Raw genomic sequence first — 19215 nt, 5'->3', positions numbered from 1 at the left:
GCCGCCGGCCCTATGTGTCAGAGAACCTCGGCAAGGAACCGTTTCAGCCGTTCGCTTTGCGGATCGTCGAAGATCTGCTCCGGCGGGCCTGCCTCAACGATGCGGCCCTCATCCATGAACACGACCTGGTCGGCCACCTTGCGGGCAAATCCCATCTCGTGCGTGACGACTGCCATAGTCATGCCCTGACGCCCGAGATTGGCCATCAGGTCGAGCACGCCTTTCACCAGTTCCGGATCGAGCGCGCTGGTGACCTCGTCGAAAAGGACGATTTCCGGGTCCATGGCAAGGGCACGGGCAATGGCGACGCGCTGCTGCTGGCCGCCGGAAAGGCCGGCGGGGCGATGGTCCTTGCGCCCGGCGAGCCCCACTTCCGCAAGGCGGGCCTCGGCAATCCGGCGGGCCTCGCCCTTCGGCATCTTCTTGATCTTCGTCAGTGACAGCATGACGTTTTCAAGCGCGGTGTGATCGGGAAAGAGATTGAAATGCTGGAATACCATGCCGACGCGCCGGCGCAGGCTTTCGGGCTTCATCGCCAGAATGCTTTCGCCATCGAGCTCGATGGCGCCGCGCTTCGGTTCCACCAGCCGGTTGAGGCACCTGAGCAGCGTCGACTTGCCCGAGCCGGATGGCCCGATGACGCAGGTCACGGTGCCCCGGGCAATATCGAGATCGATACCTTTCAGCACTTCGAGATCGCCATAGGACATGCTGAGATCGCGAATCCTGACGGCGCCACCCTTGAAACGCGGAGCACCGGCATCGCGGGGTGCCGGGGTGCCCGACGCGGCTTCCAGTTCGCCAACCTCGACAAGACCGCTCGTGGCGCCGGAGCCGCGACCCTGACGTCCAAGACGCAGATGTGTGTCGATATAGTTGACGAGATGCGTCAACGGAACGGTGATGACCAGGTAGAAGACGCCGGCCAGCAGCAGGGGCGAGAGATTGCCCGTGACGACGGCCTGGTCCTGGCCGACGCGGAAGATCTCGCGCTCGGACGCCAGCAGCCCCAGAAAATAGACGAGGCTCGAATCCTTGACGTTGCCGATGAACTGGTTGACGAGGGCCGGCAGGACGCGCCGCACGCCTTGCGGAATGACGATCAGCCGCATCCCCTGCCCATAGCTCATGCTGAGCGCGCGGCAGGCCTCCATCTGACCGCGCTCGACGCTTTGAATGCCCGATCGGAAGATCTCGCCGATATAGGCGCCTGCAATCAGGCTGAGCGCGATGATCCCGAGCGGAAACGGCGATGGTCCGAAGAGTTCGCGGCCGATGCGGGCAAAGCCCTGGCCTATGATCAGGATCGTCACGATCGCCGGCAGGCCACGAAATATATCGGTATAGATGCGCGCCGGCAGGCGCAGCCAGCGGGATTGCGAGATACCCATCACGGCCAGGATCATGCCGATGATAACGCCAAGCACGGTGGATGCCGCCGCAAGGATCAGGGTGTTCTTCAGTCCGACCGTGATCATGCTCGGCAGGACTTCTGCCATCGCATCCCAGTCAAGGAAGCTGCGACGGAGGTTTTCAAGCCAATCCATTCAATTCCCCATGAAATTCTTGAGGTAGGCAAATGCCGCCGTCCGGCTCGTGCCGGGCGGCGGCGCGGCCTTACTTCTTGGGAAGATATTGATCGGGCATCGGCGAGCCGGGGAACCACTTTTCATAAAGCGTCTTCCAGGTGCCGTCCTGCATCGCTTCGTGCAGCGCCTTGTTGAGCGCCAGGCGGAAGGCGTCGTTGCCCTTGTGGACGACGAAGCCCGCCGGTGCGTCGAAAGACGGAATGTTCACCGCAATCTTCAACGCGGGATAGCGCTCGCCATATTGCTTGGCCGCCTCGTAATCGAGGAAATGCGCATCGACGGTGCCATTGTTCAGCGCCGCCACGGCCGAATTATTGTCGGGGAATTTGACGAGATCCGTGCCGGTGAAGTTCTTCGTGGCGTAGACCTCCTGCAGCGTGCCCTGCACCACGCCGAGGCGTTTGCCCTTGAGGCCGCTTGCATCCGTGATCGAGGCATCCGATGTCAGAACCGAGAGATAGCCGGCGAGATAGCCGTCCGAGAAATCGACTGTCTTCTTGCGTGCGTCGGTGGTTCCGATTGCCGCCACGGCGACATCGAAGCGCTGGTTGGCCACGGACGGCAGCAGGGCCGAGAACTCCTGGCCGGTAAACGTCACCTTGTCTTTGGGAAAGCCCATGCGTGAGACGACGTTCAAAAAGAGTTCGATGTCGAAGCCGGTGAATTGTCCATCGGCCGTTGTGAAAGTGTAGGGCTTGGAATCTCCCATCGTGCCGACGCTGATGACGCCCGGATCGATCAGATGGTAGGGATTGTCGGCGGCGACAGCCGGGCCGACGCTTGCTGCGACGAGATAGGCCAGCACACCGGCGCGCAGAGGCGCGGCAATGGCCGAGAATATACTGGATATGTTCATGTTCGTTCTCCGCTCTGAAAGGATGCTCTTATCGGCATTCATGCATGCGCGTCCGCGTCCCTGCCCACAGATCAGCAAGGGATTATCTGGACAAGAGACCGGTCTCACATACAAAGAGACCGGTCTCAATCGATATTTGTTAACTTGAGATTGACCGTCCGTCAACAACTCTTGTAGTCGTCATCGAATGGAAGAGCCCCTTACCTCAAAACGCTCCGTGACCGTCGCCGACGTTGCCAGGGCAGCGAATGTCTCGAAGGCCACCGCCGCGCGCGTGCTCGGCGGCTATGGCGTCGTCAGCGACAAGGTTCGCGAGCAAGTGCTTGCCGCTGCCGCAGCACTCGAATACCGGCCGAACGAACTGGCCCGCAGCATGACCACGGGCAAATCGGGCATCATCGGCGTTGTGGTCGGCGATATCGAGAATGCCTTCTTCAGCCTGGCGGTCAGGGGCATCAGCGACGTCGCGCGCATGGCCGGCTTCAATGTGATCATCGCCAATTCCGGTGAGGAACTCGAGGCTGAGAAATCGGCGGTGGACCTGCTCATCGGCAAGCGCGTCGATGGGCTGATCGTGACCCCGGCGCGCTGCGACCGAATGGAGCATCTTCAGGACATACATCGCGTCGGCGTGCCCCTCGTTCTCTTTGACCGAAGCATTCCGGAACTCGGCGTCGATGCTGTGACGGGCGATGATTTCGGCGCAGCCGCGACGGCAACCCGCCATCTTCTCGACATGGGGCATCGCCGGATCGCCTATATATCCGCCATGGATGCCGAGAGCGAATTCCTTGGCGATAGCCGCGGCATTTCCAATTCGGCGGTGCGCGAACGCGTGGAAGGCGTGCTCAAGGAACAAGCCGACGCCGGCATAGAGACGGCGCGCTATTACGTGCGGCTCGGCGCAACCGACCAGCCAAGGACGGATGGCGTCGTCAAGAACCTGCTACAGGATGCGGCACCGCCAACCGCCCTCATCGCTTCGGACAGCCTCGTCGGCCTTAGGGTTTTCAAGTCTCTGCAGACCCTGGGGCTGTCCATACCGCGCGACATCTCGATGATTTCCTTTCTGGATGCCGACTGGACGACCGTTACGACGCCACCGATCACCGTCATCGACCAGCCGGTCTACGAGATGGGCAAGAAGGCGGCCGAACGGTTGATTTCACGGTTGAACGGCAAGGGCGTTCCCGTGGAGCGCACCGCCATAAAAACAAGCCTCATCCGGCGCGGATCGGTCGCCTCGCTGTCTCTCAGCGACCAGTAACGCGTTATATTGTGAGTGGTTGGGAATGCCTGAAAATCAACTCTTCCTTTATCGTTAGGCGGATGTGGCGAACCTGCATCTGCTCGCCATGACAGGCCCCGCCGCCATCGACGAAGGTGATCGGGCGCAGCCACGACAAACCACAACAACAGATACCGCTCCGATTTCAAACCGCGTTCTGCCTGCCATCATCCAAGCCCGGCAAACTTTGGCGGCGGAGACGATGAAACAAATTGATTTCAGACATGTTTGACTCCGATAGGAAAGGAGATCGACATGACAGAGCCCCGTAAACCAAATCCATCATCCCGCGAGGAAGACTATCGCGACTATGAAGACCGGGACTTGCGTGAGGGGTGGCCGTATTCGGATGCCGACGGCGATCCGATAAAGCCCAGGCCCGACAACACGGGCTATGGCGACACGCCGGCTAATTTCGACGAAGATCCGAGCTCCGGGTTTACAAAGGATACCGCCGATGCGTCGGGACGCGAGGACAGGATCGATACAACCAACCCTTTGCCCGCGAATAGAATAGACGACGATCAACTGGAAGCGCAGATCACGGATCGACTGAAAGAGATCGGCGAGGTCGATATCGGCAACATCGACGTGCGTGCCGTTGATGGTGTTGTCACGCTGGAAGGCCGCGTCGAGACAATGTCGCAGCTACGCCACCTGGAAGCTATCGTTTTGTCGGTACCCGACGTCGTCGGCGTGCGAAACAATCTCGAGACGATCGCCATCGATTCTCATATTCCCGATGAGGATTAAATTGAAACGGCTCAATCTAAGCGAGACTGAAGCTGGATACGACCGCATGAAAACACTGCCCCGTACCTCTTCGATACTTTGATCATTGCATCGCTCCCGAGAACAAGGCAGCATATTCTTCCCTGGCGCAGCATTTCTCCGAATTGCTCCTATTGCCTGGGGATGCGGGCAAAGGAACCGACACCGCAATGGTGACGCGTGCGCAGCAAATTGGCGTCGTTATCGGCCTGGCGATCGTCACAGCGCTGACGACCCTTAGGGCAAGCGATCCCCAGTTGCTGAGGCTCGCCCGCGATTTGACATTCGACCAGTATCAGCGCCTGGTGCCCCGGACTTTCGAGAACCAGCCCGTCCGGGTGATCGACATAGACGAAACGTCGCTGCGCGAATTCGGTCAATGGCCATGGCCGCGAAACCGGATTGCCGCCCTTGTGGACAGGCTTTCCGATATGGGCGCGTCCGCCATCGCCTTCGATGTCCTCTTTGCCGAGCCCGACCGACTGTCGCCTCGCAATGTGGTTCGCGATGTCACCGGCATCGATCCCGCACTATTGGGCAAGCTGCCGGACAATGATGAGATTTTCTCCCAATCGCTATCGGGAAGACCGGTCGTTCTGGGCTTCGGTCTCTCTAACGAGGGAAACTATCTGCCGCCGGTCAAGGCGGGGTTTGCCTATACCGGCGAAACTCCTTTCGGTGCACCGCCGGCGATCAAGGCCGCGACGCCGCTGCAGCCGCAATTGCAAGCCAATGCCGCGGGCCTCGGCCATATCAGCCTCAATCCGGGCGCATCATCGGCGGTGGTGCGCGCGGTTCCACTTTTCCTCAGCGACGGCAAGCAGCTTTACCCCAATCTCGCGCTCGAAGCGCTTCGCGTCGCACAGGGAGCCTCCACCTACGTGCTCGACGCAGCGCCGAACACGCCGAATACACTGACCCGGGTGAAAATCGGGAATTTCGTCGTGCCGGTAACGGCGGCAGGAGAGCTCTGGCTCTATGTCAGTCCCGACACCGCGGAGCGATATATTTCGGCAGCGAAGGTACTTTCGCCAGGAGACGCCTCCGCCGATATAAGAACCGCCATCGAAGGCAGTATCGTTTTCGTCGGAACATCCGCTTCCGGCCTCCAGGATGTCCGCACGACGGCGCTTGGTGAAAACGTGCCGGGTGTCTCCATCCATGCACAGATCGTCGAACAGATCCTTTCGGGCCGTTTCCTGTCCCGGCCGGATTGGGCGGACGGGCTGGAAATCCTGTTCATCGCCGTCTTGGGCAGCCTTCTGGTAATCCTCACCACCTTCGTCAATCCGGCCGTAGCCCTTGCCTGCGGCCTGCAGATTACCTTACTTGCCCTTGTGGCCTCCTGGTTTGCCTTCCTTTATGGGGGTTTCCTCTTCGATCCGCTGGCACCGATCGTCGCCGGATCGATCACGCATTTCGCCGCGACTGCATTCCGTTTTCTCGTAACCGATCGGGAACATCGCGACGTACGGCGGGCTTTCGGCCACTATCTCTCGCCATCGCTGCTCCATCGCATCGAGCATACGCGCAATGCCCTGCGCCTCGGAGGCGATGAGCGCGAGCTGACGGTCATGTTCGTCGATGTGCGAAACTTCACGCAGATCAGCGAGGAGATGACCCCAAGCGCCGTCGTCGCGTTTCTGAACACGCTGCTCGATGCGCTGAGCTATCATGTCATCGCCAATGACGGCACGCTCGACAAGTTCATCGGCGACTCTATCATGGCATTCTGGAACGCTCCCGTCGATGTTTCCGACCATGCCGGCAAGGCGATCCGTGCGGCTCTCGGCATGCGGGAAACGCTCGCCCGCCTCAACAAAGGCGATGCTTTCGGTTTCGGAGACGAGCGGCGGGTCGGGATAGGGATCGGCATACATACCGGGCTTGCCTGCGTCGGCAATATGGGCGCCGAGACACGTTTCAATTACTCCGCGGTCGGCGACGCCGTAAATATTGCCGCGCGCATCGAATCCGCCTGCAAGGACGTCAATTTCGACATTCTGGTATCCGAGCCGACAGCGAGCCTGCTGCCCGATTGCGCTCTGCTCGAAGCCGGAGCGCTGACGCTGAAGGGTAAGAGTATGCGAACCAAACTCTTTGCGGTGGTCGGCGACGCGCGCCTGGCAAGATCCACCGAATTTGCCGAACTTCAGTCCATGCACACGCAGCTTATAGCCGCTCTCCGAACACGGTCGACGAGCAGCCGCAAACTCGTCAGCGCGGCGAAACTCAAGGCGCAAGCCGTAGCAACAGGACTATTGCAGGGTTTTTACAGCCAGATTTCGCGCCGGGCCGGACACTTCGCCGACGAAACCGCAGACAAGGCGGCCGACGTCTAGCTGATTTGACAGCCAGTGCCCCCAACCCTTGTGCTATCGATGGTGATGCCCGCCGCCGTGATTGCCATGATTGCCGTCGTCGCCTTGGCCGTCCTGGTCGCCCTCGTCATGATCACCCCATCCGTGGTCACCTCTGCCATGATGGTCGCGATGCTCGTGGTGATCGTGATGCTTGCCTTCGTCGTCATCGTGCTTATCCGGTTTGCCCGGTATGTCGGGCGTACTTGGCGGATTTGAAACATCCGGCGTGCTGGGCGTTTCGTGCGGTGTGGCAGGCGTCTCGGCACGTGGCGTCGCCTGGGGGCTGGGGGCGCTCGGCGTATCGTGCGGCGCCGGAGCAGGAGCAGGACTATTCGCCGGAGCGCTGCGCGGAGAGACCCCGTTGGGCCGATCTTTCATCGCCGTCGACATGCCGCATCCGCCGCCGCCGGCAAAACCCATTCGTCCCGAAAGCTGCTGATCCCCGGATAGAAACGGCAGAGCTCGCTGGTTGCCGAGGGTTTTGAGGATATCGCGGTTGACCCGGCGCGGATCGCTGACCTGGCCGTTGCGTTTTGCAACGATGCAGTCGCATTGCTGCTTCAACTGCTTGCAGCCGCCGGCACCGCAGAATTGCGCGGCGCCACTCAACAGAACGACCGCCGTGGTGCCATTGGCCCCGACATAGAAATCAAATACCGTCCCGCGCACGCCGATCGTTCCGGCCGGCGTGACGATCTGATAGGCGGAGTGGTTCGAATTTCCGCTCATCCAACGAAAAGTGCCCTTTGCCGCATTTACGGTAAGCTTTTTGACGGAGCCCGAGTCGTCGAAGACGAATTTATCGATGACAACAGAGGAGCCGGCTCCGACAGCCAGCTTCGTGCCATCTCGAAAGGTGAACTGCCCAAGACCCGAAAGGGAGGTACGAATTCGCTCGTCCCGATGTACGGGATCATCGACCGTAAGCGGACCGCCTTCGCCCGTAACTTCGGTTTTGATCAGCACTGCCTGACCGACCTTCTCGGCGGCTCTCGAAGACAATGGCGCGAGCAGCATGACGCTCAGCGCAATGGTTGCGGCGTGACGTAGATACGACATCCCACCCTCCAGCGTATCTATGTTTTACCATAGAATACCCGCGGATGTCGCATCATCCTTTCTGAGTATAAACGGCGTAGACTGATTTATTGTCCGGATTTTATCCAGACGAACCGGATGCATTCTGCCATTAGTAACATCACGGAAACTTCAATGCCGGTTGCATCTTCCATCTTGCTTGACAGCAAGCTTACCTCGGGACCACGCAGATATTTCGGCGAAGTTACCGCGCTCGAAAACTGACGGCAATGGAACAATTTCGGACGCGTTACGTTTGAGGCAAATGAAAACGCTGCACGTCATCGCCCGCACCGGTAAAATTCTTCAATTCAACTCCGCTCAAGTCCACATCTTGGAAAGTGGCAATGTCACGGGGCGTCCCGTCGTCGTTTTGCATGGATGTGGCAGTCTCGCCCAGGAAGTTCTTCTCCCTTTCGAGAACAGTGCGCACCCGCTGATTGCGGTCGACCGCCCTGGTTATGGCCATAGCACCCCCTTACCAGAGGGCCAGCGCGGAGGTTTCGGGCAATCGGTCTGGCTTGAGCGTCTCTTCGAGTTCCTCGACCTTAGAAACGTCATCATAGTGGCGCATTCGATAGGATGCGCACCTGCTCTCCATCTTGCCGCGCGAAGGCCGGACCTATTGAGCGGCCTGCTGCTGCTCTCTCCCTGCTGCCGGCCGGTACCGTTTAAGCCGCTCATCATGCTCAGAGCCGCCGCAGCTCCGATGATTGGCACTGTATTTTACCAGCAGGTGATCAGTCGCTGGCCCGGATACTTTGTCGAGCGCGGACTTCGAGCCTCGTCGTATCCGAACCCCGTCCCGGCCACGCTTGCAAATTTGCCCGCGCATCATCTGCTCAACCCAACTTCGATCCAGTCCATGGCGGACGAGCTTCGAGCATTCAATACCGATATGCAGGGTCTGACGACACTCCCCGCGGACCTGCCGATATCGGTCCTGTTCGGGCTCGCCGATAAGATTATCGATCCCTCCTGGCATCTGGAATGGATCCGGGGAAAGCATCCCGCTCCGACTATCAAGCTGCTGAATGATGTTGGCCACATGCCGCATCACATTGCGCCCGACTTCGCGCGGACAATGTTGAGCGACTTGGCCGGTATTGCAGACACAGGTTCTGGCATTGGGTCGCTCGACATCGTCTCAATCGGCAGGAAGCGCGCTCATGCCGGCTTCCGTCAGCAGCTCACGGCTGGTTGAACCTTGCTGCATCCGGCACATCTGCCCGATGAGCCGGCAGGTCTCGCCGTATTGGCGAATGCCCTTTCGTGGCTCCGGTCCCCCCAACGATGTGGGATTGCGACGGCCGCAAAGGATCATGGAAAATTCGGCTGCCGCCCAAGCCGGCGAAAGGCGAAAGCATAAGAGAAAATGGACAACATCAAACCTCCTCGTTCGACCCGCTTGATCTGGCGCCGACTGACCGCTAGGTTGCCGTCGCAATCAAACTGTATAGATACGGGGGACTGGCATGCCGACTGGTAAAGTTAAGTTTTTCAACAGCGACAAGGGCTTCGGCTTCATCGAGCCGGAATCGGGAGGAGCCGACGTGTTCGTGCATGTCTCCGCCTTGCAATATGGCGATGTGCTCAAAGAAGGGCAGTCCGTTTCCTATGATCTCGGTCAGGATCGAAAGACCGGCAAGTCGAAGGCGGAAAACGTCAGACCGCTCTGACGAAGACAGATACGGCTTCGCCGCAACGCATTGAGATCGTGTTGCGGCGATGCCGGCTGGCTATGTCAATCGGACGTGAATTGCGCGTGCGTGGCGTATGACCGAGCAGAAGCGTATGGAACGCTGCTGCCCTTCGGAAATCCCACGCGGATTTATGAGGTCATTGGCGATGATCTCCGAACGCATCGTGGCATTCTCACCATGTTCGAAATTGACGACAATTGCCGCAGTTTCCGAGCCTCCCTTATAGGCTTATATCCTGATCCATCTTGCGCGTTTGTTGGATGCTCGCTTTATGCGGCTCCCTCGCCGATTTCCATGTAGCGCGCCAATGCCAGGGCGGCATTCAGCATGTGCTCGCGCATGATCAAAGCCGCTTGCGTTGCATCGCCGCGCATCATTGCGCGCAAGATCGCCTCGTGTTCACGAAATGAAGCCGCCAATCGCTGCGGTTGACGCAGCTGAGTTCTGCGGAACGGCAGGAGCCTTGCGCGAAGCCGCATCAATTCATCGAACAGAAACTCATTGTGCGCGCTGCGATACAAAGCTTCGTGGAAGGACAAATTGAGCTTGTCATACTGTTCGAAGTCGTCCGCTTTCGCCGCGAGTTCGGAACGTTCGTGAATTTCAGCCAGAACCGCGCGTTCCATGCCCGTTATGCGATGAGTGGCCAGACGGACGCACATGCATTCCATCTCTGCAGTCACTTCGAACATCTCCATAAGCCGCGGCAATGTCAGCGGCAGGACGGTTGCTCCGCGTCGCGGGCGAATTTCAACTAGACCGATCGCCTCCAGCTGACGCAGAGCCTCCCTCACCGGGGTGCGCGAAGCACCAAAGCGGCTGCTCAGCGTTGCTTCGTCCAAACTCGTGCCAGGCCTTATGGCACCGGAGGAAATCTCATCCATCAGCACCAGTTTAATGCGCTGGCCGATCGATCCAGCTTCGTCAAATTCCGTCATTTCAAACCTTGCTTCCGATCTGGCGGCAACCATTCAATTTTACAGCATCCAATTCGATAGATAGCAATCGATATGAACCCCCGGGGCTGATTTGCCTGTTGGCGACGAGATCGTCGACGACGATTGGGTCAGTAAGCACAGGGAAATTGCCAACGGCGATCAACATCTCCCGCGCCGATTCGACCGGCATAATCAACTCCCGGCAATCCCTCGTACGGCAAAGTAAAGGATCGAAGGTGCAACAAGGCAGCCCAGCCCCGTATGAAACGTCGCCGTAAGTGCGCCATAAGGGACGAGACGACGATCGGTCGCCGCCAAGCCGCCCGATACGCCGCTGACGGTTCCCATCAGGCCGCCGAACACCATGGCGCTACGGGGATTGTCGAGACCGATCGCCTTGGCCACGATCGGTGTTCCGACCATGACAAGGACGGCCTTGAAAACACCGGTCGCGATGGACAGTGCGATCACAGCCGAGTTTGCGCCCAAAGCCGCGCCCGTCACAGGTCCTACGATGTAAGTTATGGCACCGGCGCCGATCGTGGTGATGGATATGGCATCCGTATAGCCGAAGGCAACGGCTAGCAAGGAGCCGACGATGAACGGGAGAACCGTGCCGAGGCCCAGGGCAAGCGCGCCGACCGCACCAGCCTTGCGCGCCTGGGCGACATCAACTTCAAAGGCCGTGGCGACGATGGCGAAATCGCGCAGCATGGCTCCGCCCATCAGGCCGATGCCACTAAGGATTGGAATATCCACCACCCCTTTTTCGCCTCCGGTCCACAGACCGGCAGCAAAGGCGGCGGCGAGCCCCAGGACGATTGCGATAGCCGAGCCGTGGATGCGGCCGAACAGGACATATTTCGAAATCGCGTTCGACAGCCACATGACCAAGCCGACGATCGCAAACGCGGTGAGCAGGCTGTTGGCGGTCAAGCCGTGTTTCAAGATCTCCATGAAAGCCTCCTCAAACCGCGTTGCCGGAGGCAGCAAGCTCGCCTCTGGCCTTCGCTTCGATTTCATCCATCGTTTCGCCTCTCTTGCCGACGCGGCTCATCAGTGCGACGGTCGCGAAGCAAACGAAAACAGTCAGGATCCCAGCAATCAGCACCAGCGGGCCGCTGCGTGCTGCCACCAGCACGTTCTGCTGAGCCGCCATGGCGACGACGATCGGAATGTAGAGAGCTCCCCAGAACTCGACGCCGAGTTTGAGCGGAAGCGTCAATAAGCCCCGCTTGCTCAGCCATAGCCGCGTGGCGATGAGCAGGATCATGGCAATGCCGACGCCGCCGACATTCGCCTTCACGCCAAGCGCCACTCCCAAGAGATCGCCGAGGACGCTCCCCAGGAGAGTGCAAATGGCAAGCATTGCGACACCGGAGATCATCATGGACGATCCTCCCCGCATGCGCGCCCGAAGAAATACAAGATCGACATTTGTTCTCCTCCCATGAATACAAAGATGCCTTGTAGCGCATTTAAAATACACATTATTGCGTTTCTGGCAATTGTATATATAGTGAACCCTCGAAAGCGCTCTCTTGCGCATACAAAGGGCAATTGAAATGCGAGATTGGAACACAAAGGGTCGCGACAGGCTGGCTCGTCTCGAAGCCGGCCAGCGTTTCTCCGCCGGCAAGCTTGTCGACCCGCAGCACCTCGTCGCTTTCCTGGAAGCGATCCTGAAGCCTGGCGATCGAGTTTGCCTTGAGGGCGACAACCAGAAGCAGGCCGACCTGCTGGCCAAGGCGCTATCCAAAGTCGATGTCGCCAGGATACACGACCTGCATATGGTGCAGTCGGGCGTGGTCCTGCCGGAGCATCTCGATATTTTCGAAAGCGGCGTCGCCCGGCGGCTCGATTTTTCCTATTCCGGCCCGCAGTCGGCCCGCATCGCGCGCATGATGTTCGGCGGCCAGATCGAACTGGGCGCCGTTCACACCTATCTGGAACTCTTCGCCCGTTACTTTATCGACCTGACGCCGCAAGTGGCGCTCATCGCGGCGGTCAGCGCGGACAAGGCGGGAAACCTCTACACCGGACCGAACACGGAAGACACGCCAACGGTCGTCGAGGCGACGAGTTTCGGCAAGGGACTGGTCGTCGCCCAGGTGGGCGAGATCGTCGATCGCGTGCCCCGCGTCGACATTCCCGCCGATCAGGTTCATTTCGTGGTGGACGCCAAGCGCCCCTTCTATGTGGAGCCGCTGTTCACGCGCGACCCCGCGGCCATTACCGAAACGCAAATCCTGACGGCAATGCTGGCTATCAAGGGACTGTACGTACCCTACGGTGTGCGGCGCCTGAACAATGGTATCGGCTTCAATACAGCAGCCATCGAACTGCTGCTGCCGACCTACGGCGAACGACTGGGATTGAAGGGCAAGGTCTGCACGCATTGGGCGCTGAACCCTCATCCCACCCTGATCCCCGCCATCGAAGCCGGATGGGTGGAGCAAATCCATTGCTTCGGGTCCGAAGTGGGCATGGAAAACTATATGCAGGCCCGCCCCGACATTTTTTTCACCGGGCCTGACGGCTCGCTGCGCTCCAATCGCGCCTTTTGCCAGACCGCGGGACTTTATGCCTGCGACATGTTCATCGGCTCGACCTTGCAGATCGACCTTTCCGGCAACAGTTCGACCGTGACCGGCAGCAGGGTTGCCGGTTTCGGCGGCGCCCCCAATATGGGATCGGACGCGCGAGGCCGGCGCCATCCGAGCGAACCCTGGCTGCGTGCCGGCAGGGAAGCCGATCCCACCGGAGCCCCTGCCCTGCGCCGCGGACGCAAACTGGTCGTCCAGATCGGCGAAACCTTTGGCGATGGCATGGTGCCGATGTTCGTCGAGCGCCTGGCCGCCTTGGATCTCGCCGACAAGCTGCAGCTCGATCTGGCTCCTGTCATGATTTACGGTGATGACGTGACCCATATCGTGACGGAAGAGGGGATCGCCAACCTGCTGCTGTGCCGTGACATGCACGAGCGGGAGCAGGCGATCCGGGGGGTCGCCGGCTACACCGAGGTCGGTCGCGCCCGGGACCGCAAGATGGTGGAGCATCTACGTCAGCGCAAAGTCATCCAGCGTCCCGAAGACCTTGGAATAGATCCATTGGATGCCGATCGCAGCCTGCTGGCTGCGCATTCCATCAAGGATCTGATGCTTGCCTCCGGCGGCTTGTACAGGCCGCCTTCCCGGTTCCGCAATTGGTAAGGCCGACGCCATGGAAAATCTACTCTATGAACTGAAATCGACGCAGACCGGCGGAACCCGCGCCGTCGCTCTGGTGGGCGTCGTCGCTTCGGGTAACCTCGAAATATTGCTTGAACGGCGGGAGGCGCCCGACCGTTGCGTCATCGAGATTGCAACGCCAGCCCATGGTTTCAGCGAGCTGTGGGCGGCGGTTACCGAGGATTTTGCGGCGCGCTCCGCCGCCGGCGGTCTGCGCATCACGATCAATGACGGCGGCGCACGGCCGGATATGGTGGCGCTGCGCCTGGCCCAGGGCGTGCGGCTGATGGAGAAGCCAGAATGAACAGTTCTCACACGCTGCGCCGAAGCTGGTATGAAGAGTCGGCCCGCGGCCGGTTGCTGCATCTGCTCGACGCTGACAGCTTCACCGAATTCCTCGGCCCGGAGCGGCGGGAGACGAGCCCTCATCTTGCGCTTTTCGATCTGCCTCGGCAGTTCGACGATGGGATCATCGTCGGCTCCGGCAGCATCGACGGCCGCCCGCTATTGGTGGCTGCCCAGGAGGGGCGCTTCATGGGCGGCGCCATCGGCGAGGTGCACGGCGCCAAGCTGACAGGCCTGCTGCATGCCGCAGCTAAGATGCAGCGGGATATCGTCATTCTCTTCGATACGGGCGGCGTGCGCCTGCAGGAGGCCAATGCCGGTGAGCTGGCGATCTCAGAGATCATCCGCGCCGTGCTGGAGGCGCGATCCGAGGGCGTGCGCGTCATCGGCCTTCTTGGCGGCCGGGCGGGCTGCTATGGCGGCGGCAGCCTGATTGCCGGCTGCTGTTCGACGCTCGTCATCTCCGAGCAGGGGCGCCTGTCCGTGTCCGGGCCAGAGGTTATCGAGACGAACAAAGGCGTCGAAGAATTCGACTCCCGCGACCGGGCACTGGTCTGGCGAACCATGGGCGGCAAGCATCGCTACCTGATTGGCGGGACTGATGTCTTCGTCGAAGACGATATCGCCGCTTTCCGAACCGGCGCGATTGCCGCGCTGCAACGGCCGGCCACTTTGGACCAGTCGGTGCTGGAAGCGGAACAGACGCGGCTCGAACATCGCTTGCGCCATTTTGGCGATGCGCATGATGCTACCGAAATATGGGCGCGACTGCGCATCGAGGACCCCGGGCAAATACCGGAGCGGGACATCGAGACTTTCCTCGCCACAGCCAATATCCATCGGGAGAACGCCGATGCAGCTCGCTGATATCCTATCCTCCCTCTTTCCCGCCGGCCATGAGATAACCCAAGCGGACGGGCTTGTTACCGGCTGGGGCCGGTTGGACCAGCAAAACCGGATCGATGTGATCGGCATTGCCGACAAGACCTATCCCGGCATCGATGAGGCGGTGGCGCTGGCCGCGCATATCCTTTCGGTCGCGCGGCGCCCGGATAGCTCTCCCCTGTTGTTCCTGGTCGACTCCGGGAGCCAAAGGATGAGCCGGCGTGACGAACTCCTCGGTCTCAGCGAGGCGTTGGCGCATCTAGCGAAAGCCCTATGGCAAGCGGAGCGTGCGGGGCACCGGACGGTCGGCCTTCTCTATGGGGGTAGCGCCGCCGGTGCCTTCATTGCCACCGCACTGGCATGCGGGTCGCTGGTAGCCCTGCCCACCGCCTGGCCCGAAGTCATGGACCTGCCATCCATGGCCCGAGTGACCAAGCTGCCGCTCGCGACGCTGAAGGAAAAGGCCGGGACAACGCCCGTCTTCGCGCCCGGCCTCGATAATCTTCTTGCCACCGGCGCCATAGCGGAAGTTTGGGACCCAGTTGCCTCTTTGAACACTCAACTCGTAGCACTACTTGCCAAGCCTGTATCGAGTGATCTGCGTGCAAGATTGGGAGCCGATCGGGGCGGCCGGCCGAAGGCTGCCACGATTGCGGCCGAAGTAGAACGGCTGGCTTTGCTCCATGGTTGATGTCGCTGCCCTCCGCCGCCACGATCTCGCCTATGTGTGTTCGGAAGCATGGCCGGGTCTGCTGCACAGCCAAATCGAAGCGCAAATAGAACCCGATCTGCTGGCATGGGCGGCATTGGGGCGACCGGCAATTTTTCGCCGTCGGACCTGCAGCGATCCAAAAGACACCCTACCGTTGGGGCTGCCCCTTCCGCCGGACATGGGACGCAAACGGCTTGCTCTCGCCTGCCCGCCAGCCGCCGTAATACGGGCGGCGCCTCCTCCCCTGCTGAGGGATGTACTGTTTGCGGCACCGGCACGATGGCGTCCGACCATTGGCGCGCTTTTGGAGGCAGATGCCTCCTGTCGTTGTTTCGGAAGTCTGGCTTGGCAATACCTGACCGGCCTTTCCTATCTGACCGGCACGTCCGACCTTGATCTTTTGGTCGCTTGTCGCTCGAGCATGGATGCGACGCGGATGACGGCTTTACTGAACGATATCGCCGTACACGCGCCGATGCGGATCGACGCAGAATTGATCACGCCCTCAGGCACTGCCGTGCAGTGGCGGGAATGGCTGTCGGGAAATCCGGAAATCTTGATCAAATCCCATACCGGATCGGCCTTGATTGCGCGGGAGGCGCTGTTCGCATGACGTTTCCGTTGCTGGCCGAACCACGCTCCCTCGCCATCAGGCATCGCAATCCCGCGCTGATCGGGCAGCATGCCGCACGAGCGCTCATTCTGGAGGTGGAAACCTGGCCCAAGCCCGGCTTGGTCAGCCACATCGACAACGGCGCTCACGCCGACATGGATGCCGATCTCCTGCGCCTCAGTGCCCGGACGCTGGAGCCGTTCTTCATCGCGCTTGCCGAGGCAGGCGCCATGGACGCCGGCATGGATCGCCTGCGCCAAATCGGCATGGAAGCGGAAAAAGCAATGCGGGATGCGACTGGCGGGGTGAACACCCATCGCGGCGCCATCTTCGGCATGGGCCTTTTGGCGGCGGCGGCCGGCCTGGCGGCGGCGTGCGATTGGCGGGTACCGCTCGGCACCCTTGTCGCATGGCGTTGGGGACGTGACATCATCAACACGGCGCCGGAGCATGACAGTCACGGCAGCGTGGTGGCGCGACGCTATAGTGTCGGAGGCGCTCGGGCCGAGGCTGCCGCCGGCATGCCGTCCGTCTACGATATCGCCCGCCCAGCGCTTGACGAAGGGCGGCGCCTGGCCATGGGTGACGAGGAAGCCGCAAGGGTCCATGCCTGCATGGCGCTGATCGCGGTGGTCGACGACAGCAATCTGCTTTATCGTGCCGGCCCCGAAGGGTTGAACTTCGCGCGTGACAAGGCCCGCGCCTTCCTGGTGGACGGTGGGGTCGGACGGGCGAATTGGCGGTGGGATGCCAAAGCCATTCACGAGGCATTCGTCGCGCGTAACCTCAGCCCAGGCGGTTGCGCCGATCTGCTTGCCATGGCGCTGTTTACAGAGGTGATGGAATTGTGACCCTCGCGCTGCTCTGTTCGGGCCAAGGTCATCAGAATCGGGAGATGTTCGGGCTCCTGGCGGCCGAACCCGCTGCGCATCCCGTTTTCGAGGCCGCGACTGCCGTGCTTGGGACCCACCCGACGGACTTCTGCCGGACTGCATCCGAAACCGCCTTGCATGCGAACCGCGAGGGCCAGATCCTGTGCGTGACGCGTGCGCTTGCCATTGCCCGCGCCCTTTTCCCGGTGGGCGCGCCCAGCGAGACGATGGTGGCCGGCTACAGCGTCGGGGAAATGGCAGCTTGGGGGGTGGCCGGCGTCTGGTCGCCCATGGATACTCTGAGGCTGGTCGATCAACGGGCACGGGCAATGGACGCCGTGGGCGGGCCGGATGACGGGCTCGGCTATGTGCGCGGTTTGCCACGGGCGACCGTGGAACAGCTCGCCGGCCGGTTCGGTTGCGCAATTGCCATTGTGAACCCGGATCTTCTGTTCATCGTCGGCGGTGATAGACGATCGATCGATGCGCTCTGCACGGCTGCGTTGGAAGAAGGTGCGGCGCGTGCCGCCCCGATGATGGTGCACGTCGCCTCCCATACGCCGCGGCTGGCGGGTGCGGTGGCGCCGTTTGACAATGCCCTCGCCTCGGCGGTCATGAGCCGCCCGACCCTGCGTCTCATGACCGCCAGTGGCGCCACTCTCGTTGCCGATCCGCATCGCGCTCGGAAGGGTCTGGCGCGGCAAGTGGCCGAGAGGATCGATTGGGCAGACGTGATCGAGGCCTTGGGCGAACGTGGCATGACCGCGATCCTCGAACTCGGGCCTGGCCGTGCGCTGGCGGAAATGGCGGCCGCCGCCCTGCCTTCAGTCAAGGTACGCGCAGTCGATGATTTCCACAGCCTCGCGGGCGTCAAGGTCTGGCTGGCTGCCCTCTGAAATCACAGTCTTATCACAGCCGGCGGTACGAGTTTCATCGGTCCCGGATGGCCACGCGCGGCACTTGGTTGCCGATCCCAGGCTTCAAGAGGATTTTCCGTGCCTTCAACGAGTGAGCGCGTTCGCGAACCAGTTTGCCGCATGCTCGGCCGCAGGCTTGCGGCGTGTTCTGACTGGGAGCAGAACGTGATACCGGTCCTCGGTGGGCATCTCGGCCATTTCCAAGGCGACGAGCGTGCCGTCGTCCAGAAAGGTCTGGACGAGAAGACGCCAGCCCAGCGCGATCCCCTGCCCGGCGCGCGCGGCCGCGATCGCCTCGGTATAGTGGTTGAAGCGAAGATGCGGCTTTATCCGCAAGGCACGACCCATCTTCTCAGCCCATTGTGGCCAGGACAGCCATGATCTGTCATGCACGTCTGTCTCGATGAATTCGTCGGTTTCGCTGAGATCGCCGGACAGACGCCGCCGGAAATAGTCGGGCGAACATACGGGCACGACAAAGTCCTCCTGGGAGGCAACAACCGTCGCATCGGCGAACGGCGGTCTTCCATAGCGAATGGCGATGTCGATACCGCCTGCGTCGAGATCGATCCTGGCATCCTGCGAGACGACCCTGATCTGCACGCCCGAATTCTCGCGCCGGAACTCCGCCAGGCGGGGAAGAAGCCAGAACGAGGAGAAGGCGACCGTCGCGCCGATCGTCACGACGTCCTGCTGCGAAGATCTGACCGCGTCGACGGTGTCCGCGATATTCGCGAAGCTCTGAGCAAGCGTCGTTCCCAGGGTGAGGCATTCCGCGGTCGGTTCGATGGTGCGGTGTCTGCGCACGAACATCGGCAATCCCAGTTCTTCCTCCAATGCCGCGATCTGGCGGCTGACTGCTGCCTGCGTGACGCCCAGCTCGATTGCGGCTGCGGTGAAGCTTCGGTGCCGCAGAACGGCTTCAAGCGTCATCAATGCCGTCAGGGATGGGATACGACGCCGAAAGTTCATCAAGCATCCTTCGCATTACATAAAGTTATGGATCGCTGAAAATTAATGCCGTTGAAGCCTATGAGATGCAAGAGCAAACTGCCT

21 protein-coding genes are annotated in these 19215 nt (G+C 60.8%); 13 read left to right on the top strand and 8 right to left on the bottom strand.

Annotation, left to right across the window (positions count from 1 at the left end; genetic code table 11):
* Positions 1–17 precede the first annotated feature (17 nt).
* Both HGP12_RS34430 and HGP12_RS09015 read right to left on the bottom strand, forming a co-directional pair.
* The gene (locus tag HGP12_RS34430; protein ID WP_168839255.1) at positions 18–1547 is read right to left on the bottom strand and encodes an amino acid ABC transporter permease/ATP-binding protein; all 1530 of its coding nucleotides are present in this window, start codon (positions 1545–1547) and stop codon (positions 18–20) included.
* A 70-nt stretch (positions 1548–1617) separates the two neighbouring features.
* Positions 1618–2445: an ABC transporter substrate-binding protein gene (locus tag HGP12_RS09015; RefSeq protein WP_168839256.1), complete on the bottom strand. Its 828-nt coding sequence runs from the start codon at positions 2443–2445 to the stop codon at positions 1618–1620.
* A 187-nt stretch (positions 2446–2632) separates the two neighbouring features.
* On the opposite strand from HGP12_RS09015, the gene HGP12_RS09010 reads away from it, so the two are divergent.
* The 4 genes from HGP12_RS09010 (at position 2633) to HGP12_RS08995 (ending at position 6846) form a co-directional block, all read left to right on the top strand.
* A complete protein-coding gene (locus HGP12_RS09010; RefSeq protein WP_168839257.1) occupies positions 2633–3712 on the top strand; it encodes a LacI family DNA-binding transcriptional regulator in 1080 nt (359 codons plus the stop codon).
* Positions 3713–3776: 64 nt separating this feature from the next.
* The gene (locus HGP12_RS09005) at positions 3777–3965 is read left to right on the top strand and encodes a hypothetical protein (protein WP_168839258.1); all 189 of its coding nucleotides are present in this window, start codon (positions 3777–3779) and stop codon (positions 3963–3965) included.
* Between the two features lie 23 nt (positions 3966–3988).
* Entirely contained in the window at positions 3989–4486 is a 498-nt protein-coding gene (locus tag HGP12_RS09000; protein WP_168839259.1) for a BON domain-containing protein, read from the top strand.
* A 188-nt stretch (positions 4487–4674) separates the two neighbouring features.
* Positions 4675–6846 (top strand): CHASE2 domain-containing protein, encoded by a 2172-nt coding sequence (locus tag HGP12_RS08995; RefSeq protein WP_168839260.1) that lies wholly within the window; start codon positions 4675–4677, stop codon positions 6844–6846.
* Positions 6847–6879: 33 nt separating this feature from the next.
* Here HGP12_RS08995 and HGP12_RS08990 read toward each other — a convergent pair whose 3' ends face one another.
* Entirely contained in the window at positions 6880–7926 is a 1047-nt protein-coding gene (locus tag HGP12_RS08990) for a FecR domain-containing protein (RefSeq protein ID WP_168839261.1), read from the bottom strand.
* A gap of 283 nt (positions 7927–8209) precedes the next feature.
* Here HGP12_RS08990 and HGP12_RS08985 point away from each other — a divergent pair, with 283 nt between their 5' ends.
* Both HGP12_RS08985 and HGP12_RS08980 read left to right on the top strand, forming a co-directional pair.
* A complete protein-coding gene (locus HGP12_RS08985) occupies positions 8210–9148 on the top strand; it encodes an alpha/beta fold hydrolase (protein ID WP_168839262.1) in 939 nt (312 codons plus the stop codon).
* A gap of 271 nt (positions 9149–9419) precedes the next feature.
* Positions 9420–9623 carry a cold-shock protein gene (locus HGP12_RS08980; protein ID WP_168839263.1) on the top strand — a complete coding sequence of 68 codons (204 nt, stop codon included), beginning with the start codon at positions 9420–9422 and terminating at the stop codon, positions 9621–9623.
* A 293-nt stretch (positions 9624–9916) separates the two neighbouring features.
* On the opposite strand, the gene HGP12_RS08975 is transcribed toward HGP12_RS08980, so the two are convergent.
* From HGP12_RS08975 to madL, 4 genes are read right to left on the bottom strand one after another with little or no spacing between them, the layout of a single operon-like run.
* Positions 9917–10585: a GntR family transcriptional regulator gene (locus HGP12_RS08975; RefSeq protein WP_168839640.1), complete on the bottom strand. Its 669-nt coding sequence runs from the start codon at positions 10583–10585 to the stop codon at positions 9917–9919.
* A 1-nt stretch (position 10586) separates the two neighbouring features.
* Positions 10587–10775, bottom strand: coding sequence for a hypothetical protein (locus HGP12_RS08970; RefSeq protein ID WP_168878704.1), 189 nt, complete (start codon positions 10773–10775; stop codon positions 10587–10589).
* A 2-nt stretch (positions 10776–10777) separates the two neighbouring features.
* Positions 10778–11542, bottom strand: a complete 765-nt coding sequence (gene madM, locus HGP12_RS08965) for a malonate transporter subunit MadM (RefSeq protein WP_168839264.1) — start codon at positions 11540–11542, stop codon at positions 10778–10780.
* A gap of 10 nt (positions 11543–11552) precedes the next feature.
* Positions 11553–11975, bottom strand: a complete 423-nt coding sequence (madL, locus tag HGP12_RS08960; RefSeq protein ID WP_168839265.1) for a malonate transporter subunit MadL — start codon at positions 11973–11975, stop codon at positions 11553–11555.
* 175 nt (positions 11976–12150) lie between these two features.
* Here madL and mdcA point away from each other — a divergent pair, with 175 nt between their 5' ends.
* The 7 genes from mdcA to HGP12_RS08925 are packed head-to-tail and all read left to right on the top strand — an operon-like array spanning position 12151 to position 18138.
* Positions 12151–13797: a malonate decarboxylase subunit alpha gene (gene mdcA / locus HGP12_RS08955; RefSeq protein WP_168839266.1), complete on the top strand. Its 1647-nt coding sequence runs from the start codon at positions 12151–12153 to the stop codon at positions 13795–13797.
* Positions 13798–13807: 10 nt separating this feature from the next.
* Positions 13808–14119: a malonate decarboxylase acyl carrier protein gene (mdcC, locus tag HGP12_RS08950; protein WP_120668747.1), complete on the top strand. Its 312-nt coding sequence runs from the start codon at positions 13808–13810 to the stop codon at positions 14117–14119.
* A complete protein-coding gene (locus tag HGP12_RS08945) occupies positions 14116–15027 on the top strand; it encodes a biotin-independent malonate decarboxylase subunit beta (protein WP_168839267.1) in 912 nt (303 codons plus the stop codon). The genes mdcC and HGP12_RS08945 overlap by 4 nt, the downstream gene beginning before the upstream one ends.
* Positions 15014–15736, top strand: a complete 723-nt coding sequence (locus tag HGP12_RS08940) for a biotin-independent malonate decarboxylase subunit gamma (RefSeq protein ID WP_168839268.1) — start codon at positions 15014–15016, stop codon at positions 15734–15736. The genes HGP12_RS08945 and HGP12_RS08940 overlap by 14 nt, the downstream gene beginning before the upstream one ends.
* Entirely contained in the window at positions 15729–16370 is a 642-nt protein-coding gene (gene mdcG, locus HGP12_RS08935) for a malonate decarboxylase holo-[acyl-carrier-protein] synthase (protein ID WP_168839269.1), read from the top strand. Before HGP12_RS08940 ends, mdcG begins: the two co-directional genes overlap by 8 nt.
* A complete protein-coding gene (gene mdcB / locus HGP12_RS08930; RefSeq protein WP_205926380.1) occupies positions 16367–17221 on the top strand; it encodes a triphosphoribosyl-dephospho-CoA synthase MdcB in 855 nt (284 codons plus the stop codon). Before mdcG ends, mdcB begins: the two co-directional genes overlap by 4 nt.
* Positions 17218–18138: an acyltransferase domain-containing protein gene (locus HGP12_RS08925; protein WP_168839271.1), complete on the top strand. Its 921-nt coding sequence runs from the start codon at positions 17218–17220 to the stop codon at positions 18136–18138. Before mdcB ends, HGP12_RS08925 begins: the two co-directional genes overlap by 4 nt.
* Positions 18139–18243: 105 nt before the next feature.
* Here the strand turns inward: HGP12_RS08925 and HGP12_RS08920 are convergent, their stop codons facing one another.
* Entirely contained in the window at positions 18244–19131 is an 888-nt protein-coding gene (locus tag HGP12_RS08920) for a LysR substrate-binding domain-containing protein (protein ID WP_168839272.1), read from the bottom strand.
* Positions 19132–19215 lie beyond the last annotated feature (84 nt).

Source organism: Rhizobium sp. P28RR-XV (assembly GCF_012641385.1).
Classification (GTDB): Bacteria; Pseudomonadota; Alphaproteobacteria; order Rhizobiales; family Rhizobiaceae; genus Rhizobium.
Note: the sequence above shows the minus strand (reverse complement) of the source record. Positions and strands in the feature narration are given on the sequence as shown.

Bases quoted from the DNA above. Each gene is read 5' to 3' on its own strand.
- HGP12_RS34430 (WP_168839255.1), bottom strand. From the start codon at position 1,547: ATGGATTGGCTTGAAAACCTCCGTCGCAGCTTCCTTGACTGGGATGCG.
- HGP12_RS09015 (WP_168839256.1), bottom strand. From the start codon at position 2,445: ATGAACATATCCAGTATATTCTCGGCCATTGCCGCGCCTCTGCGCGCC.
- HGP12_RS09010 (WP_168839257.1), top strand. From the start codon at position 2,633: ATGGAAGAGCCCCTTACCTCAAAACGCTCCGTGACCGTCGCCGACGTT.
- HGP12_RS09000 (WP_168839259.1), top strand. From the start codon at position 3,989: ATGACAGAGCCCCGTAAACCAAATCCATCATCCCGCGAGGAAGACTAT.
- HGP12_RS08995 (WP_168839260.1), top strand. From the start codon at position 4,675: ATGGTGACGCGTGCGCAGCAAATTGGCGTCGTTATCGGCCTGGCGATC.
- HGP12_RS08990 (WP_168839261.1), bottom strand. From the start codon at position 7,926: ATGTCGTATCTACGTCACGCCGCAACCATTGCGCTGAGCGTCATGCTG.
- HGP12_RS08985 (WP_168839262.1), top strand. From the start codon at position 8,210: ATGAAAACGCTGCACGTCATCGCCCGCACCGGTAAAATTCTTCAATTC.
- HGP12_RS08980 (WP_168839263.1), top strand. From the start codon at position 9,420: ATGCCGACTGGTAAAGTTAAGTTTTTCAACAGCGACAAGGGCTTCGGC.
- HGP12_RS08975 (WP_168839640.1), bottom strand. From the start codon at position 10,585: ATGACGGAATTTGACGAAGCTGGATCGATCGGCCAGCGCATTAAACTG.
- HGP12_RS08970 (WP_168878704.1), bottom strand. From the start codon at position 10,775: ATGCCGGTCGAATCGGCGCGGGAGATGTTGATCGCCGTTGGCAATTTC.
- madM (WP_168839264.1), bottom strand. From the start codon at position 11,542: ATGGAGATCTTGAAACACGGCTTGACCGCCAACAGCCTGCTCACCGCG.
- madL (WP_168839265.1), bottom strand. From the start codon at position 11,975: ATGATGATCTCCGGTGTCGCAATGCTTGCCATTTGCACTCTCCTGGGG.
- mdcA (WP_168839266.1), top strand. From the start codon at position 12,151: ATGCGAGATTGGAACACAAAGGGTCGCGACAGGCTGGCTCGTCTCGAA.
- mdcC (WP_120668747.1), top strand. From the start codon at position 13,808: ATGGAAAATCTACTCTATGAACTGAAATCGACGCAGACCGGCGGAACC.
- HGP12_RS08945 (WP_168839267.1), top strand. From the start codon at position 14,116: ATGAACAGTTCTCACACGCTGCGCCGAAGCTGGTATGAAGAGTCGGCC.
- HGP12_RS08940 (WP_168839268.1), top strand. From the start codon at position 15,014: ATGCAGCTCGCTGATATCCTATCCTCCCTCTTTCCCGCCGGCCATGAG.
- mdcG (WP_168839269.1), top strand. From the start codon at position 15,729: ATGGTTGATGTCGCTGCCCTCCGCCGCCACGATCTCGCCTATGTGTGT.
- mdcB (WP_205926380.1), top strand. From the start codon at position 16,367: ATGACGTTTCCGTTGCTGGCCGAACCACGCTCCCTCGCCATCAGGCAT.
- HGP12_RS08920 (WP_168839272.1), bottom strand. From the start codon at position 19,131: ATGAACTTTCGGCGTCGTATCCCATCCCTGACGGCATTGATGACGCTT.